This is a genomic window from Enterobacter sp. CFEC122 (assembly GCF_052983755.1).
The window spans coordinates 136,820-152,678 of sequence record NZ_JBRIQR010000003.1 but is presented as its reverse complement, the minus strand read 5'-3'; the positions used below and the strand labels follow the sequence as shown (position 1 = coordinate 152,678).

Below are 15,859 nucleotides of genomic sequence, written 5' to 3'. Positions count from 1 at the left end.
TCAGGAGAGGTAAAGATGTCTGCAACCCGACAACTGCGGCTGGGCACCATTCTGCATGGTGCATCCGGGAATATGTCCGCCTGGCGCCATCCTGCGGCGATTGCCGACGCCAGTATTAATTTCGACTTTGTGAAAGCGACGGCGTTAAAGGCTGAGGAAGGGAAGCTCGATTTCCTCTTCGTGGCCGATGGTCTCTATATCAACGAGAAATCGATCCCCCATTTTCTGAATCGGTTTGAACCGTTAACCGTGCTTTCCGCACTGGCCAGCATTACCTCGCGCCTGGGGCTGGTGGGAACCTTATCCACCTCCTACAGCGAGCCCTTTACCACGGCGCGCCAGTTCGCCAGCCTCGATCACCTGAGCAATGGCCGCGCGGGCTGGAACGTGGTGACCTCGCCGCTGGAAGGGTCAGCAAAGAACTTTTCCCGTGAAAAACACCCCGAGCATGCGCTGCGCTACCGGATTGCCGATGAGTATCTCGACGTGGTGAAAGGGCTGTGGGATTCCTGGGAAGGGGACGCGTTTATCCGCAACAAAGAGAGCGGCCAGTTTTTTGACCCGGCCAAACTGCATACGCTCGATCACCACGGTGACTTCTTCAAGGTCGCCGGTCCGCTGAATATTGGCCGCACGCCGCAGGGGCGACCAATTGTCTTTCAGGCCGGGGCGTCGGACGACGGGAAAAAGCTGGCGGCAAAACATGCCGACGCCATTTTTACCCACCACGAGACCTTCGACGAGGCAAAAGCCTTTTATCAGGATGTAAAACAGCAGCTCGAAACAAACGGCCGCCGCGCGTCGGATCTCCATATTTTCCAGGGCGTTAGCGTGATTGTGGGGAAAGATGCCGATGACGTGGAACACCAGTACCAGACCACGGCGGCGCTGGTGTCGATTAATGACGCCCTCAATTACCTCGGGCGTTATTTCGAACATCACGATTTCAGCCAGTATCCGCTCGACGAGCCGTTCCCGGATATCGGCGACTTAGGCAAAAACAGCTTCCGCAGCACCACGGATGAAATCAAGCGTAATGCCCGCGAACGCAGCTTAACCCTGCGTCAGGTGGCGCTTGAAGCCGCTTCGCCGCGCCCGCGCTTTTCCGGCACGCCGGAGGAGGTGGCTGACGGTCTTCAGGCCTGGTTTGAAGGTTATGCCGCAGACGGCTTCATCATTCAGGGCGGCACGCCGGACACCTTCCCGCGCTTTGTTGACCAGGTGGTACCGATTCTTCAGTCTCGCGGGCTGTTCCGTACCGACTACCCGGGCACCACGCTGCGCGAAAGCCTTGGCTTAGACCAACCGAAAAACCAGTACACACAACAATAAAAGAGAACCCCGCTATGCAGAAATCATCGCTTGTTCTGGCGCTCGCGCTGGCCTTTACCCCTGCCGTCTGGGCAGAGAACGTCAATATTAACGGCACCGGCGTAAGCATCGAGGCCAATAAAACGCCGATTAACACCGCGAAAAATAGCGAGGCGGTGGCACAGCTGCCGAAAGACTATCGCTTTGCCGTGCCGGGGAAATTTACCGTGGCGGTGGCGGGACTCAATCAGCCGCCGCTGACGGTCTTCTCCGACGACAACAAAACGCTGCTGGGGAGCGAAGTTGACGTCGCGCGTCTGGTCGCCGACAGCCTCGGGCTGGAGCTCAACGTGGTGCCCACCTCCTGGGAAGACTGGCCGCTGGGCGTCGCGTCCGGGAAATACGATGCCGCCATCAGCAACATCACAGTCACTAAAGAGCGCAAACAGAAGTTTGATTTTGCCACCTACCGTAAGGATTCCCTCGGTTTCTACGTGAAATCGACAAGCCCAATCAAATCGCTTCAGAAAGCGGAGGACATCGCCGGGCTGAAGATTATCGTGGGCTCCGGCACCAACCAGGAGGCCATCCTGCTGGCGTGGAATGCCGAAAACCTGAAGAAGGGACTGAAGCCCTTTACCCCGATCTACACCAAAGACGATGCGGCCCAAACCCTGGCGCTGCAGTCCGGGCGCGCGGATGCCTACTTTGGCCCGAACGTGATTGGCGCCTGGAAAGCGGCGCTGAACGGGAAAACCAAACTGGTGGGCAGCGTCGACGGCGGCTGGCCGAAGGCGGCGCACATTGCGGTGACGCTGAAAAAAGGCAGCGGGCTGGTTGAGCCGGTACAGACCGCGCTGAACGGCGTCATCAAAAACGGCGATTACGACAAAGTGCTGAACCGCTGGGGTGAAGGGGTTGAGCGCATTCCGCAGTCCGAAGTGAACCCGGCGGGCCTGGGCGATTAAGGAGGCGTGATGAGCGAACGATTTCGTGATGTTTCACCGGAAGATGCCGAACTTCAGCCCATTATCGAGGGGCTGTTCGGGGAATATGCGGCCCGCTACGGGGACTACTTTTCCAAAGACGCGGAAGTGGAGCTCACCGAGTGGTATTTAGCGCCGCAGGGGCTGTTTATCGTCCTGGAGCGCGACGGGAAGATTATTGCCACCGGCGCGTACAAACCCTTCGACGAACGCACCGCGGAAATCAAACGTATCTGGACGGACAAAACCCTGCGTCAGCAGGGGCTTGCCGGGCGCGTGGTGCAGGAGCTTGAGCGCAGGGCGGTGCTGGCAGGGTACAGTCAGATCTACCTGACAACCGGCTTTCGTCAGCCGGAAGCGGTGAGGCTCTATCTTAGCCAGGGCTATCAGCCGCAGTTCGATCTGAACCGCGATCCGGAAGAGTATAGCCAGCCGCCGTTTGACGGTCGGCTGCGTTTCACCAAAACGCTGGTACGTGAAGCGTTCAGCAAAACCGCATGAGGAACGACGATGAGCAACGTTGAAACCATTAAGGTGGTCCCGGCGCGTTATCCGCTGCGGGCCGTCGGCGCCGCGGTGGCGCTGTTTGTCCTGGCGGTCGTGATTCAGTCAGTTGCCTTTAACCCGCGCTGGGAGTGGGCGGTGTTCGCCCGCTGGTTCTTCGACCCGGTTATCCTCGAAGGCGTCGGGCAGACCCTGCTGCTGACGCTGATCGGCACCGCGCTGAGCGTGGTGTTTGGCGGCATGCTGGCGCTGGCGAGACTCTCGTCATCCTGGCTGCTGAGCAGCCTGGCGTGGGCGTATATCTGGCTGTTTCGGTCGCTGCCGCTGATCGTCGTGCTGATCATCCTGTACAACTTTTCCTATCTCTACGACACGCTCTCGCTCGGCGTGCCGTTCACCGGCATCACCTGGGGCAGCTTTGAAACCATCAACGTGCTGGGGCAGTTCTCTACCGCCGTGGTGGGGCTAACGCTGGTGCAGAGCGCCTATACCGCCGAGATCATTCGCGGTGGTTTCCTCGGGGTCGATCACGGGCAGTATGAGGCCGCCGCCGCGCTCGGCCTGCCGGCCTGGCGCCGCACGGTGCGCATCATTTTGCCTCAGGCGCTGCGCACCATCCTGCCGTCGGGGTTCAATGAAATCATCAGCCTCGCCAAGGGCACGGCGATGGTCTACGTCCTGGCGATGCCGGAGCTGTTCTATACCATTCAGATGATCTACAACCGCACGCAGGAGGTGATCCCGCTGCTGATGGTCGGTGCCGCCTGGTATCTGGTGATTACCACCGTCCTGTCCGCTATCCAGTACGGTGTTGAACGCGCACTCGCCCGCAGCGAACGCCGCTCTGCGGTTAATCAGAACCGTGCCGCCCGTCGCACCCGTTCCGTCACCACCACGCCAGCACAGGAGCCTATCCATGCAAGCCTCTCCTGAAGGACATATCTCAATCACCGGCGTCAGCAAGTATTTTGGTCGCCATAAGGCGCTCGACAACGTGTCGCTTGAGATCCCGCCCGGGTCCGTGACGGTCATCCTAGGGCCGTCCGGGTCGGGAAAATCGACGCTGCTGCGCACCATAAACCACCTGGAGCGCGTCGACGAAGGCTTTATTCAGATCGACGGGGACTACATTGGCTACCGTCGCCAGGGCGACAAGCTCTACGAGCTGAAGGAGAAAGAGATCCTCAAACAGCGCGTCAACGTGGGCTATGTGTTTCAGAACTTCAATCTCTTTCCCCATCTCACGGTGCTGGAAAACCTGATTGAGGCGCCCATCGCGCATAAAAAGCTCAGCAAAAGAGAGGCGGTGGAAAGCGCGTACAGCCTGCTGGACGTGGTCGGGCTACGGGACAAAGCCGATGCCTGGTCCCGCCATCTCTCCGGCGGCCAGCAGCAGCGCATTGCCATTGCCCGCGCGCTGGCGTTACGTCCCCGCGTGATGCTGTTTGATGAACCCACCTCGGCGCTGGATCCGGAGCTGGTAGGGGAAGTGCTGGACGTGATCAAAAAACTGGCCCGGTCCGGCACTACCCTGGTGGTAGTGACCCACGAGATCGGCTTTGCCCGCGAGGTGGCGGATCAGGTGGTGTTTATGGTCGACGGAAAAATCGTCGAGCAGGGCAGCAGTGACGAGGTATTAAACCGTCCGTCACATGCGCGAACGCGCCAGTTCCTCTCCAAAGTCTTGTAAGGAGTGCCAATGAAATATGGACTTCTGGCGGGGCTGGTCTTCACGACGGCGAGCCACGCCAGCATCGATCTGAAAGCCAACGAGCAGCCGCTGCCGGTGACGGTGGATCGGCAGGCCGTGGCGAAGATCCCCGCCGGCTATAAATTCGTTGAGCCGGGTACGCTGACGGTCGCCGTCTCGATGCTGAACTCCCCGCCGCTGGCGCTGATGGCCAGCGATAACCGCACGCGGATCGGCAGCGACCCGGATATCGCCCGCCTGCTGGCGGGCAGCCTGGGGCTGAAGCTAAAGCTGGTGCCGACGGCGTGGGAAGACTGGCCGCTGGGGATCGCCTCCGGGCGCTACGACGTGGCGCTGGTGAACATTGCAGTGACCGAACAGCGTAAAGAGAAGTTTGATTTTGCGACCTACCGCGTCGATTCGCTGGCGTTTTCGGTGAAATCCACCAGCGAGATTCAGTCAATCAAAAGCGCGGAAGATCTGGCCGGGAAAAAGGTGATTGTCGGCTCGGGTACCAATCAGGAGCGCATCCTACTGGGCTGGAACGAAGAGAATAAAAAGGCGGGGCGGGCGCCTGCGCTGCCGGTCTATCTTCACGACGATGCCTCGGGCAATCTCTATATCCAGTCCGGCAGGGCGGATGTGTTCTTCGGCCCCCAGTCGGTTTCAGCTTACAAAGCGGCGCTCACCGGCAAAACCCGCGTGGTCGGTTTAGGGCCGAAGAAAGCTTATGTCGCCACCACGACCAAAAAAGGCAATCAACTGGTTTATGCCCTGCAGGCCGCGCTGAACGGTGCGATTGAGCGCGGAGAGTACCAGAAGGTGCTGGCGCGCTGGGGCGAGCAGGGCGAAGCGGTGACGCAATCGGAGGTCAACCCGCCTGGGATAACCTACTAATGGTGCTCTACACTTAGGATTTTCACTCCTGAGGGGGCAACATGATTAAACTCTATGGCGTACCCGGCTGGGGCTCGGCAATCAGTGAGGTGATGCTGACCCTGGCTGATATCCCTTATCAATTCATCAACGTGGACGGGTTTGACCAGCCCGGTCCGCAGCGTGAATTGCTGCACAAGCTCAATCCGCTGTGCCAGGTGCCGACGCTGGAGCTGGAAAATGGCGCCATCATGACCGAAACGGCGGCGATTGCCCTGATGGTGCTCGACCGGTGTCCCGATCTCGCCCCACCCGTAGGGCAGGCTGAACGTCAGCCGTTTCAGCGTTTGCTCATCTGGTTCGTAGCCAACGTCTATCCCACGTTTACCTATGCAGACTATCCCGAACGCTGGGTGCCGGATGCGCCGGAACAGCTGCAGAAAAACTGCATCGAATACCGGAAATCCCTCTATTTGTGGTTCGAAAGCCAGCTTAAGGCTGCCCCGTTTGCGCTGGGGGAACGGCTGACGCTGCTGGATGTGTATATTGCGGTCGCGCGCACCTGGGGGCCCCGTCACGCCTGGTTTGCCGAAAATACCCCTAAATTCACGGCGATTGCGGACGCCGTATGCCAGCGACCGGAACTGCACAAGGTGTTAAAGGCAAACAAAATTATCTGATAACGTGGAACCCACATTCACAACCGGAAGCCTGCACATGCCACACGTAGATATTAAATGTTTTCCCCGTGATTTAAACGACGAACAGAAAGCTGCCCTGGCGGCGGATATTGCCGACGTGATTATTAGCCATTTCAACAGCAAAGACAGTTCCGTGTCGGTGGCGCTGAAGCAGATCGCGCCTGAAGACTGGAAGGCGCAGGTCTGGGATACCGAAATTGGACCGAAGCTGGAGGAGCTTATTAAGAAGCCCGGGTATTCGATGTAAGATCTTCTGCCGGGGAGCGGATAAATCCTTCCCGGCTTGACTTCCCGTTTTTCGCAAAAATCGATAAAAATGCGTTTTGTCTTATCCGCTACAATTAACGTTTCTGACTGGCATATTATTCATCCTTAGGAAAGATCTCCAACAGAATCAATTAAGGACAGACACGTTAAAGGATAATTTTCTGATGACAAAATTACCCCGTTTTTCATTCGCCTTTCTTCATCCCCGTTACTGGCTAAGCTGGGCCGGCATTGCGGCTCTGTGGCTCATCATGCTGCTCCCTTATCCGTTTCTGTTCAGAATCGGTCATGGCCTGGGTCGACTGGCGATGCGCTTACTGCCTCGCCGCGTTGAGATTGCCCGCCGCAACCTGGAGCTTTGTTTCCCGGAGATGAAAAAGGATGAACGCGAGTCATTGCTGCAGCGTAATTTTGAATCGGTAGGAATGGGGGTAATCGAAACCGGAATGGCATGGTTCTGGCCTGCATGGCGGGTAAAGAAATGCTTTACCGTGCAGGGGTATGAGCACATGGAAAAGGCGAGGGCGCAGGGAAAAGGCGTGGTGCTGGTAGGGATACATTTTCTGACCCTTGAGCTGGGCGCGCGGATATTTGGCATGCTTAACCCCGGTATCGGGGTCTATCGTCCTAATAACAATGCTCTGCTGGACTGGCTTCAGACGCGCGGGCGCCTGCGCGCCAACAAAACCATGCTCGATCGCCATGATTTAAAGGGCATGATCCGCGCGCTGAAGCAGCATGAAATTTTGTGGTACGCCCCGGATCACGACTATGGCAAAACCAACAGCGTGTTTGTGCCGTTCTTTGCGGTGCCGGATGCCGCGACGACGGCGGGCAGCTATATGCTGGTCAAAAGCGCTAACCCTGCCGTTATCCCCTTTGTGCCGCGCCGCAGGGCGGATGGCACCGGTTACGAGCTGATTATTCTGGAGGATATCAGCGAGGCGCTGCAGGGCGGCGATAAAGAAGCCGTGGCGACGCAGATGAACAGGGCAATTGAGCAGGCCGTACGCATGGCCCCAGAGCAGTATATGTGGCTGCACCGTCGCTTCAAAACCCGTCCTGAAGGGGTACCTGACCGGTATGCCCGTCTGAAGCAGGCGGCAACTCGGGTTGATAGTCTCTCCGCCAGCGATTTTTCTGACCGTTCACGCATACAGCACTGACACCACAGCGATGCCCTCACCCTGCGGTGAGGGCATGACCGGCGCTACAGCGCGGATCGGCGGTACGGTGCATAGTCCGCCTGCCACCAGGTTTTCTCGATACGCGCCATCAGGGTTTCATCATCTAACGCTGGCGCCACGCCTTGTTCAATGGCGGCCCGGGCGACGGCAACGGCAATCTGGCGTGAGACCGTTTCAATCTGATCTACCGGCGGCAGTAATCCTCCTCTTTCCGTGGTCACGAGCGGAGACTGCGCGGCCAGGCTGCGGCTTGCTGCCATCAGCATCTCTTCCGTCACCCGGCGCGCGTTACAGGCCAGCACGCCCAGCCCAAGGCCCGGGAAGATATAGGCGTTGTTGCACTGGGCAATCTCATAGTGCGCATTCTCCCAGAATACCGGGGCGAACGGACTGCCGGTGGCCACCAGCGCGGCACCCTGGGTCCAGGCGATAAGGTCCTGCGGCTGGGCTTCCGCCCGCGACGTTGGGTTCGAGAGCGGCATGATGATTGGGCGCGGACAGTGGCGATGCATCTCTTTGACGATCTCTTCACTGAACAGCCCCGGCTGGCCTGAAACGCCGATCATCACCGTGGGATGCGCGTTCTTCACCACGTCCAGCAGGGAAATATTTTGCGAGTCTACCTGCCAGCGACTAACGGCGTCGCGCGCGGTGAGCAGGTTTTTCTGGAAATCGAGCAGGTTGGTCATGTCGTCGGTCAGCAGGCCGAAGCGATCGACCATAAAGATCCGGCTGCGGGCTTCCGACTCGCTCAGGCCGTCATCGACCATTAGCGCCACAATTTTTTCAGCAATCCCGCATCCGGCAGAGCCGCTGCCCAGGAACACCACGCGCTGGTCGCGAATGCGCGTCCCCGCCGCGTGCGCCGCCGCGATCAGCGTCCCGGCGGTGACGGCTGCCGTGCCCTGGATATCATCATTGAAGCAGCACAGCTGGTCGCGGTAGCGCTGCAGAAGTCGGGTGGCGTTTTTCTGCGCAAAGTCTTCAAACTGCAGGAGAACGTTGGGCCAGCGCGCCTTAACCGTGCTGATAAACATATCCATAAATTCAGCGTACTGGTCGTCGCTGATGCGCGGGTGACGCCAGCCCATGTACATCGGGTCGTCGAGGTGTTGCTGATTATTGGTGCCGACATCCAGCATAATCGGCAGGGTGGAGGCCGGATGGATCCCTCCGCAGGCGGTATACAGCGACAGCTTGCCAATCGGTATGCCCATACCGCCGATACCCTGGTCGCCGAGGCCTAAAATGCGTTCTCCGTCCGTTACCACAATCACCCGAACGTCGTTGCGCGAGAAACTTTGCAGCATCTCATCAATGCGGTGGCGGTTAGGCCATGAAATAAACAAGCCGCGCGCGCGGCGATAAATCGTGGAGAAATGCTCGCAGGCTTCACCCACCGTCGGGGTATAGATAATCGGTAACGTCTCTTTCAGATGCGAACGCAGGAGGTTGTAAAAGAGGGTTTCATTGGTGTCCTGAATATTGCGCAAATAAACATGGCGGGAAATGTCGCTTTTAAAATGGCAGAACTGCACCCAGGCGCGCTCCGTTTGCTCTTCAATGGTTTCAACGTTATGCGGCAATAATCCATGCAGATTAAAATTATCCCGCTCTTCCTTAATAAAGGCGAGGCCTTTATTTAATAACGGATTTTCCAGCAGTACGGCGCCATTATAGGGCGTGTACAGAACGTCTTTACGAGACATGGTTAACTCCTGAATATTTAAACGAAACAGAAATAAGACGAGCAGAAACAGTGACTTTAAGGATGATAAAGACACGGGGTTTTCTGTGTTTTGTTGGGGAGCTAATTTAGCGCTTAGCTAACGGAGCAGGAGTGATAAGGGTCACATTATTTCTGGTTTTATTAATTTCAAAAGAATTGCATTGAATGCCATGAATAAATTTAGTTACATAATAATGAATTAAATTATTTAAAAGGAAAGGGCTGTTGTGTTCACATTTCTCTTCGAAAGCCCATGTTAATTTCACGCTGAGCCTGTTTTTGAGAAAAGGCCACCAAAGTCATTATTTTCTATTTAAGAACATTTATTCGAATCAGGAATAGTTTTCCGCTTATTCCTTTCTCTGTATATCCGAACACAAATTTCAGGTGATTATATGAAAGATAATCCTGTACCGACTTCCGCGCTGTCGACCTCGCGTTTTGCTTTTGGGCTTAACACGACCGAGGTGGGCGCGGTTCCGCTGATGCTGTTCGTCGGGATTGCCGCGATTGTGGCGACGTCCGCCTGGGCAGGGCTGCTGCCGAAAAATATGATAGGCGGACTGGCGGTCATCATGACCCTTGGTTTTGCGTTTGCCAAAGTGGGCCGTCAAATCCCCGTGCTGAAGGACATCGGCGGCCCGGCGATCCTGTGTCTGATGGTGCCTTCCGTGCTGGTCTATTTTGGCGCATTCGGGAAACAAACCCTTGATACGGTGCATCTGCTGATGAAGGAGGCGAATCTGCTCTATTTCGTCATCGCCTGCCTGGTGGTCGGCAGCATCCTGGGGATGAACCGGGTGCTGCTGATCCAGGGCATGATGCGCATGTTTGTTCCGCTGGTGGCGGGAACACTGATGGCCGTGCTGAGCGGGCTTATTGTGGGAACGCTGTTTGGGTATACGCCTTACCACACCTTCTTCTTTATCATTGTCCCTATCATTGGCGGTGGAATTGGCGAGGGGATTTTGCCCCTGTCTCTGGCTTATTCGGCAATCCTGGGGCAGACGCCGGACGTCTACGTGGCGCAGCTGGCTCCCGCTGCGGTCGTCGGAAATATCTTCGCCATTATTTGTGCCGGCTCGCTGGCGCGTCTCGGGACGAAACGTCCTGCGCTTTCAGGAAATGGCATGCTCACGCGGAGTAAAGACGACGCCAGCCTGTTCGCCGGGGCGCCTGGCGCTCAGCAGACGGATTTTCATTTGATGGGCGGCGGATTGCTGATGGTGTGCGCGTTTTTCATCGTCGGAGGCTTGTTTGAAAAACTGGTCCATATTCCCGGCCCGGTGCTGATGATCCTGATTGCCGTCCTGTGTAAATACTTCAGGGTGATCCCGGCCTCAATGGAGCAGGGGGCGCACAGCTGCTATAAATTCGTTTCGGCTGCGCTGGTCTGGCCGCTGATGATCGGCCTCGGGATGCTATACGTGCCGCTTGAAAGCGTGGTGTCGGTCTTCTCGGTGGGCTATGTAGTGGTATGCGGATCGGTGGTGATTGCGATGGCGCTGAGCGGCTACGTGATTGCGTCGCGTCTGAATATGTATCCGGTGGAAGCGGCGATTGTAACCTGCTGCCACAGTGGGCTGGGCGGTACGGGAGATGTGGCCATTCTGTCCGCCTCCAACCGCATGTCGCTTATGCCGTTCGCGCAGATCGCGACGCGTATTGGCGGTGCCTCAACGGTGATTTTCGCCACGCTGTTGATGGGCTGGATTATGGCGCACTGATTCGAATCGTCAGGATACTGAATCGCAACGACATTTACAGCGTGTCGCTGCGGTTCAGTCCTTTATAAAACTCACCGCGCTGTATAGAATTACCGCAGCCACAGCGACGGGATACCACACGATGACCGGAAGAGTTGATTATCAGATTGAAAAATATCTCCTGACCGAAGCTGCCGAACCGGAGCGCCTGACGCGCCAGTGGGCAGAGGTTCTGGAGGAGTGTCGTGAGCAAAAGGCCGGTGCAGAGGAGCGGCTGCGCCTCGCGTTGCTTAATGTGGATTACGTCACCAGCTTCGAGCTGCCCTTCAGGCTGCTTCTCACCCGTGCGCCCCAGTTGATTGATGCCGTCAGGAAAGAGCTTCAGCTCAGTCAGAAAAATGTTCTGTTTAACGGCAAGCGCTTTGGCTGCGTCTACAGCCTTAAACGGGATCTGGACGGCATACCTGACGAGTTTACCTATCACCTGAAGACGCGGATCCAGCGCAGTGACGCCACGGGCGCGACGGAAGCGTCTTACCGACAAATTGCCCAGCAGGTGAAAGCGCCAAAGGAACGCCTCAAACTGGCGCTGGACAACGGGCTGTCTGTAACCGCGCTTGACGGGCTTTTCTGGTTTGGCATTCAGCGCATCGCGGCTGATGTACAACGGTTACGCAAAACAGGGATGCGGATCGTGACGTCCAACGCCGAGGTGTTCGATACGCTTACCAAAACAACCCGGCAGATCCCGGTCTATCGCCTGGAAGGGACTGAAATTACTTAACCTGCAGCAGGATCGCCATCAGCCCCGGAAAACGGGTATCCAGATCGTCTCGTCGCAATGAAATCATGTTTTCGCGTCCCTGCGGACGCTGCCAGATGACCCCGCTGTCGCGCAATACGCGCCAGTGATGGGTCATCGTGGACTTCACCACGTCCTCCGGGCGCAGCGCGTTACAGCTCAGTTCGCTGCCGTCGGCGAGCCGGCGAATAATCGATAGCCGGAGCGGGTTGCCGAGGGCAAAGAGCACATTTTCCAGCAGTATTTGTTCAGTTTCAGGGTGGTTAGGGATCATCGTTTTCCTGCGTATGGCGTCAGATTGAGCTATATCAACAATAGGTCAATCCTTAAAAAATAGTTCGATAATACTCGTACAATAGGACTATTATAGCAAACGAACGAATGCACGACCATCCTGGTCGTCACAAACACGTCATACTGACTAAGGAAATATCATGCCCCGACCCATCCCTCTCGAACGTTATCGCAACATCGGTATCTCCGCGCATATCGATGCCGGTAAAACCACCACCACCGAGCGCATCCTGTTTTATACCGGGATGAGCCACAAGCTGGGTGAAGTACACGATGGCGCGGCAACCACTGACTGGATGGCGCAGGAGCAAGAGCGCGGGATCACCATTACCTCCGCGGCGGTTAGCTGCTTCTGGCCAGGTATGGACAGAGGCTATGAGCCGCACCGGATTAACATCATCGACACCCCGGGGCACGTGGATTTCACCATTGAGGTGGAACGTTCCATGCGCGTCCTCGACGGTGCCGTGATGGTGTATGACTCCGTGGGCGGCGTGCAGCCGCAGTCGGAAACCGTCTGGCGTCAGGCCAATAAATATCACGTACCGCGTCTGGCCTTCGTCAACAAAATGGACCGTCCGGGTGCCGACTTCTTCCGCGTCGTGCGGATGATGCAGGAACGCCTGAAGGCCAATCCGGTGCCGATTGTCATCCCGGTGGGTGCCGAAGATCACTTCACCGGCGTGGTGGATCTGATCAAGATGCGCACCATTCTGTGGGACGATGCGACGCAGGGCATGGTGTTTACCTATGCGCCCGTGCCGGACGATTTGGTCAGTACCGCGCAAGAGTGGCGTGAAAAAATGGTCTCTGCGGCGGCGGAAGCCAGCGATGAACTGATGGACAAGTACCTGGAAACCGGCGACCTGACGGAAGCGGAAATTATTAAAGGGCTGCGTATTCGCACCATATCGGGCGAGATCCAGCCGATGCTCTGCGGCAGCGCGTTTAAAAACAAAGGGGTGCAGCGCATGCTCGATGCGGTGATCGAGCTGATGCCGTCGCCGCTGGACGTGCCGGCCATTGATGGCGTGGATGAAAAAGGGCAGCACGCGGAGCGTCACCCGAGCGATGATGAGCCGTTCTCGGCGCTGGCGTTCAAGCTGATGAGCGATCCGTACGTCGGGCAGCTAACCTTTATCCGCGTCTACTCTGGCGTGCTGCGTAAAGGCGACGCGGTGTATAACCCGGTAAAAGGGAAGAAAGAGCGTATCGGGCGAATCGTACTGATGCATGCCAACGATCGCCACGAGGTGGACGAACTGCGCGCCGGGGATATCGCGGCCTGCGTGGGGCTGAAAGACGTGACCACCGGCGACACGCTCACCGATCCGAACGCCGTCATTACGCTTGAACGCATGGAGTTCCCGGACCCGGTGATCTCGCTGGCGATTGAGCCGAAAACCAAAGGCGATCAGGAGAAAATGGGCATCGCGCTGCAGCGTCTGGCGGCGGAAGATCCGTCTTTCCGCCTGCACACTGACGAAGAGTCCGGTCAGACCATTATCTCCGGGATGGGTGAGCTACACCTTGAGATTATCGTCGATCGCATGAAGCGTGAGTTTGGCGTCGAGGCAAATATCGGTCGTCCGCAGGTGACCTACCGTGAAACCCTGCGTAAAACGGTGAAGGACATCGAAGGCAAATTTGTCCGACAGTCCGGCGGTAAAGGCCAGTACGGCCATGTGGTCCTGAGTCTGGAGCCGCTGGAGCCCGGAAGTGGTTTTAAATTTGAAGATGCCACCAAGGGCGGCGTGGTGCCGCGCGAGTATATCCCGTCCGTTGAGAAAGGGCTGCGGGAAGCGATGAACAGCGGCGTGCTGGCGGGCTATCCGGTCGTCGATGTTAAAGCGACGCTGACGTTTGGCTCGTATCACGACGTCGACTCCTCGGAGATGGCGTTCCGCATGGCGGCGATCCTCGGCTTTAAAGAGGGCGCCCGCAGGGCGGATCCGGCGATCCTTGAGCCGATCATGCACGTGGAGGTGGAAACACCGGAAGAGTACGCCGGTAACATCATGGGCGATCTCTCTTCCCGCCGCGGCATGGTGCAGGGGATGGCAGAGCAATACGGAAGCCAGATTATTCGCGCTGACGTGCCGCTGGCGGAGATGTTTGGTTATGCCACGACATTGCGCTCGATGTCCCAGGGACGCGCGACGTATACGATGGAGTTCCATCATTTTGCGGAAGCCCCGCGGAATGTTGCGGATGAGATTATTGCACGGCGTGCGAAGTAGTACGGTCACCCTCTCCCAATAGGGGGAGGGTTTTCTCAATCCAGCGCCTTCACCATCTTCCCGCTCGCCACAAACGTCCCGGCTCCAAGATGATGCAGGGTATTGAGCTTATCCCCGTCAAACTGCCAGCGTCCGGCAATAAACGCCCGCTCATCCGCTGCCGCTGAAACCACTTCACCAAACAGCGTGTCGTATTTCTCTGCCGCGGAGGTCACGGGTAATAACCGGCATTCCATCCACGCCAGGCATTTCTCTTCAATGACCGGCAGGCCGAGCTCCGGGCCATTCACGACCGGGATCCCGTAGCAGTTGAATTTGTCCTCGTCGCGCCCGCTGACGCTGCCCACCGCGTAAGTCCAGTTGGCCGCCGCCACGCCGGGAATGACGATGCCAAATTTCCCGCTGCGTTCGATCAGCTCGCGTGACCAGGTACTTTTATCCACGACTATCGCGATGCGTGGCGGTTCAAACTCAACGGGCATGGACCATGCGGCGGCCATAACGTTACGTCTGTCGATCGTTTCATCACGACTGGTAATCAGTACGGTAGGACCGTGGTTGAGCAGACGGCTGGCATGACGTAATTCAACAGGGCGAAAGTGGCTCATAGGATCTCCTCATCTGTAACGATGAGTATGACGAAAAAGCACGTAAATCAAAGTGAGCGCGTAGAATTAGTTTATAAACACAGCGTCACTATCAAAGGAAACTGATATATGTCCCCCTTTCTGACCGCCTATTTCGCCCGCATCGGCTGGAAGCAACCGGCTTCTGCTGATATAGACACCCTGCGCGCACTGCATTTACATCACAACTGCGCGATCCCGTTTGAGAATATCGATGTCGTCCTGCCGCGCGAAATTCATCTCGAAGACCAGTGTCTGGTCGACAAATTGCTGACCGCCCGTCGTGGGGGATACTGCTTTGAGCAAAACGGCCTGTTTGAGCGGGTATTGCGTGACGTCGGGTTTACCGTGCGCAGCGTATTGGGGCGCGTGGTATTAGCGAGCCCGCCGCAAATGCCGCCGCGCACGCACCGCCTGCTGCTGGTTGAGCTTAACGGTGAGCGCTGGATTGCGGACGTGGGGTTTGGCGGCCAGACGCTGACGGCGCCGATTCGTTTACTCGCTAACGAGGAGCAGGAAACGCCGCACGGTCTGTATCGTCTGCTGAGCGAGGGCAACGACTGGGTGCTGCAGTTCCGCCACCACGAGCACTGGCAGTCGATGTACCACTTTGACCTGACGACGCAGTATTTCAGCGATTACGTGATGGGGAATTTCTGGTCGGCGCACTGGCCGCAGTCGCATTTCCGCCATCATCTGCTGATGTGCCGCCATCTGCCGGACGGCGGCAAGCTGACGCTGACCAACTTCAACTTTACCCACTGGCAGAACGGTCATGTGCAGGAGCAGATCCATTTGCCGGATGCGGAGGCGCTGTATAAGCTGCTGCAGGAACGCTTTGGGCTGGGCGTTGACGATGCAAAACACGGTTTTTCACTTGCAGAGTTGACGGCGGTGATGGCGGGCTTTGATACACATCCTCAGGCGGGAAAATAATGCG

The 15,859-nt window shown here is 57.2% G+C and carries 14 protein-coding genes and 1 pseudogene; 12 read left to right on the top strand and 3 right to left on the bottom strand.

What is annotated here, in order from left to right; translation table 11 throughout:
• Nucleotides 1-15 precede the first annotated feature (15 nt).
• The 8 genes and pseudogenes from ACVCAM_RS04080 to ACVCAM_RS04045 all read left to right on the top strand — a co-directional run bounded on the left by ACVCAM_RS04080 (nt 16) and on the right by ACVCAM_RS04045 (nt 7,501).
• A pseudogene (locus ACVCAM_RS04080) lies at nt 16-2,279 on the top strand (NtaA/DmoA family FMN-dependent monooxygenase).
• A 9-nt stretch (nt 2,280-2,288) separates the two neighbouring features.
• Complete coding sequence (locus ACVCAM_RS04075; protein ID WP_008501765.1) at nt 2,289-2,798, top strand: GNAT family N-acetyltransferase; 510 nt, start codon at nt 2,289-2,291, stop codon at nt 2,796-2,798.
• A 9-nt stretch (nt 2,799-2,807) separates the two neighbouring features.
• Nucleotides 2,808-3,734: an amino acid ABC transporter permease gene (locus ACVCAM_RS04070; RefSeq protein WP_045333895.1), complete on the top strand. Its 927-nt coding sequence runs from the start codon at nt 2,808-2,810 to the stop codon at nt 3,732-3,734.
• Nucleotides 3,718-4,491 carry an amino acid ABC transporter ATP-binding protein gene (locus ACVCAM_RS04065; protein WP_106105839.1) on the top strand — a complete coding sequence of 258 codons (774 nt, stop codon included), beginning with the start codon at nt 3,718-3,720 and terminating at the stop codon, nt 4,489-4,491. The genes ACVCAM_RS04070 and ACVCAM_RS04065 overlap by 17 nt, the downstream gene beginning before the upstream one ends.
• Before the next feature lie 9 nt (nt 4,492-4,500).
• The gene (locus ACVCAM_RS04060; RefSeq protein WP_407223391.1) at nt 4,501-5,388 is read left to right on the top strand and encodes an ABC transporter substrate-binding protein; all 888 of its coding nucleotides are present in this window, start codon (nt 4,501-4,503) and stop codon (nt 5,386-5,388) included.
• Nucleotides 5,389-5,429: 41 nt separating this feature from the next.
• Complete coding sequence (locus ACVCAM_RS04055; protein WP_063452852.1) at nt 5,430-6,047, top strand: glutathione S-transferase family protein; 618 nt, start codon at nt 5,430-5,432, stop codon at nt 6,045-6,047.
• A gap of 37 nt (nt 6,048-6,084) precedes the next feature.
• Entirely contained in the window at nt 6,085-6,315 is a 231-nt protein-coding gene (gene pptA, locus ACVCAM_RS04050) for a tautomerase PptA (protein ID WP_106105840.1), read from the top strand.
• Nucleotides 6,316-6,499: 184 nt separating this feature from the next.
• The gene (locus ACVCAM_RS04045) at nt 6,500-7,501 is read left to right on the top strand and encodes a Kdo(2)-lipid IV(A) acyltransferase (RefSeq protein WP_407223389.1); all 1,002 of its coding nucleotides are present in this window, start codon (nt 6,500-6,502) and stop codon (nt 7,499-7,501) included.
• Nucleotides 7,502-7,545: 44 nt separating this feature from the next.
• Here ACVCAM_RS04045 and ACVCAM_RS04040 read toward each other — a convergent pair whose 3' ends face one another.
• Nucleotides 7,546-9,231: an NAD-dependent malic enzyme gene (locus ACVCAM_RS04040; protein WP_023292315.1), complete on the bottom strand. Its 1,686-nt coding sequence runs from the start codon at nt 9,229-9,231 to the stop codon at nt 7,546-7,548.
• A 415-nt stretch (nt 9,232-9,646) separates the two neighbouring features.
• Between ACVCAM_RS04040 and ACVCAM_RS04035 the strand changes: the two genes are divergently transcribed.
• Together ACVCAM_RS04035 and ACVCAM_RS04030 are read left to right on the top strand one after the other, a co-directional pair.
• A complete protein-coding gene (locus ACVCAM_RS04035; RefSeq protein WP_023327567.1) occupies nt 9,647-10,978 on the top strand; it encodes a 2-hydroxycarboxylate transporter family protein in 1,332 nt (443 codons plus the stop codon).
• A gap of 121 nt (nt 10,979-11,099) precedes the next feature.
• On the top strand, nt 11,100-11,741 hold the full coding sequence (locus tag ACVCAM_RS04030; RefSeq protein ID WP_407223388.1) for a DNA-binding protein: 642 nt from the start codon (nt 11,100-11,102) through the stop codon (nt 11,739-11,741).
• Here the strand turns inward: ACVCAM_RS04030 and ACVCAM_RS04025 are convergent.
• Nucleotides 11,734-12,033, bottom strand: coding sequence for an ArsR/SmtB family transcription factor (locus ACVCAM_RS04025; RefSeq protein ID WP_008501755.1), 300 nt, complete (start codon nt 12,031-12,033; stop codon nt 11,734-11,736). The genes ACVCAM_RS04030 and ACVCAM_RS04025 overlap by 8 nt on opposite strands.
• Before the next feature lie 160 nt (nt 12,034-12,193).
• On the opposite strand from ACVCAM_RS04025, the gene fusA reads away from it, so the two are divergent.
• Nucleotides 12,194-14,293 carry an elongation factor G gene (fusA, locus tag ACVCAM_RS04020; RefSeq protein ID WP_021240221.1) on the top strand — a complete coding sequence of 700 codons (2,100 nt, stop codon included), beginning with the start codon at nt 12,194-12,196 and terminating at the stop codon, nt 14,291-14,293.
• A gap of 35 nt (nt 14,294-14,328) precedes the next feature.
• Here fusA and ACVCAM_RS04015 read toward each other — a convergent pair whose 3' ends face one another.
• Nucleotides 14,329-14,901 carry a flavin reductase family protein gene (locus ACVCAM_RS04015; protein ID WP_023292319.1) on the bottom strand — a complete coding sequence of 191 codons (573 nt, stop codon included), beginning with the start codon at nt 14,899-14,901 and terminating at the stop codon, nt 14,329-14,331.
• 108 nt (nt 14,902-15,009) lie between these two features.
• Between ACVCAM_RS04015 and nhoA the strand changes: the two genes are divergently transcribed.
• A complete protein-coding gene (gene nhoA, locus ACVCAM_RS04010; RefSeq protein WP_407223386.1) occupies nt 15,010-15,855 on the top strand; it encodes an N-hydroxyarylamine O-acetyltransferase in 846 nt (281 codons plus the stop codon).
• The last annotated feature ends 4 nt before the right edge of the window (nt 15,856-15,859 follow it).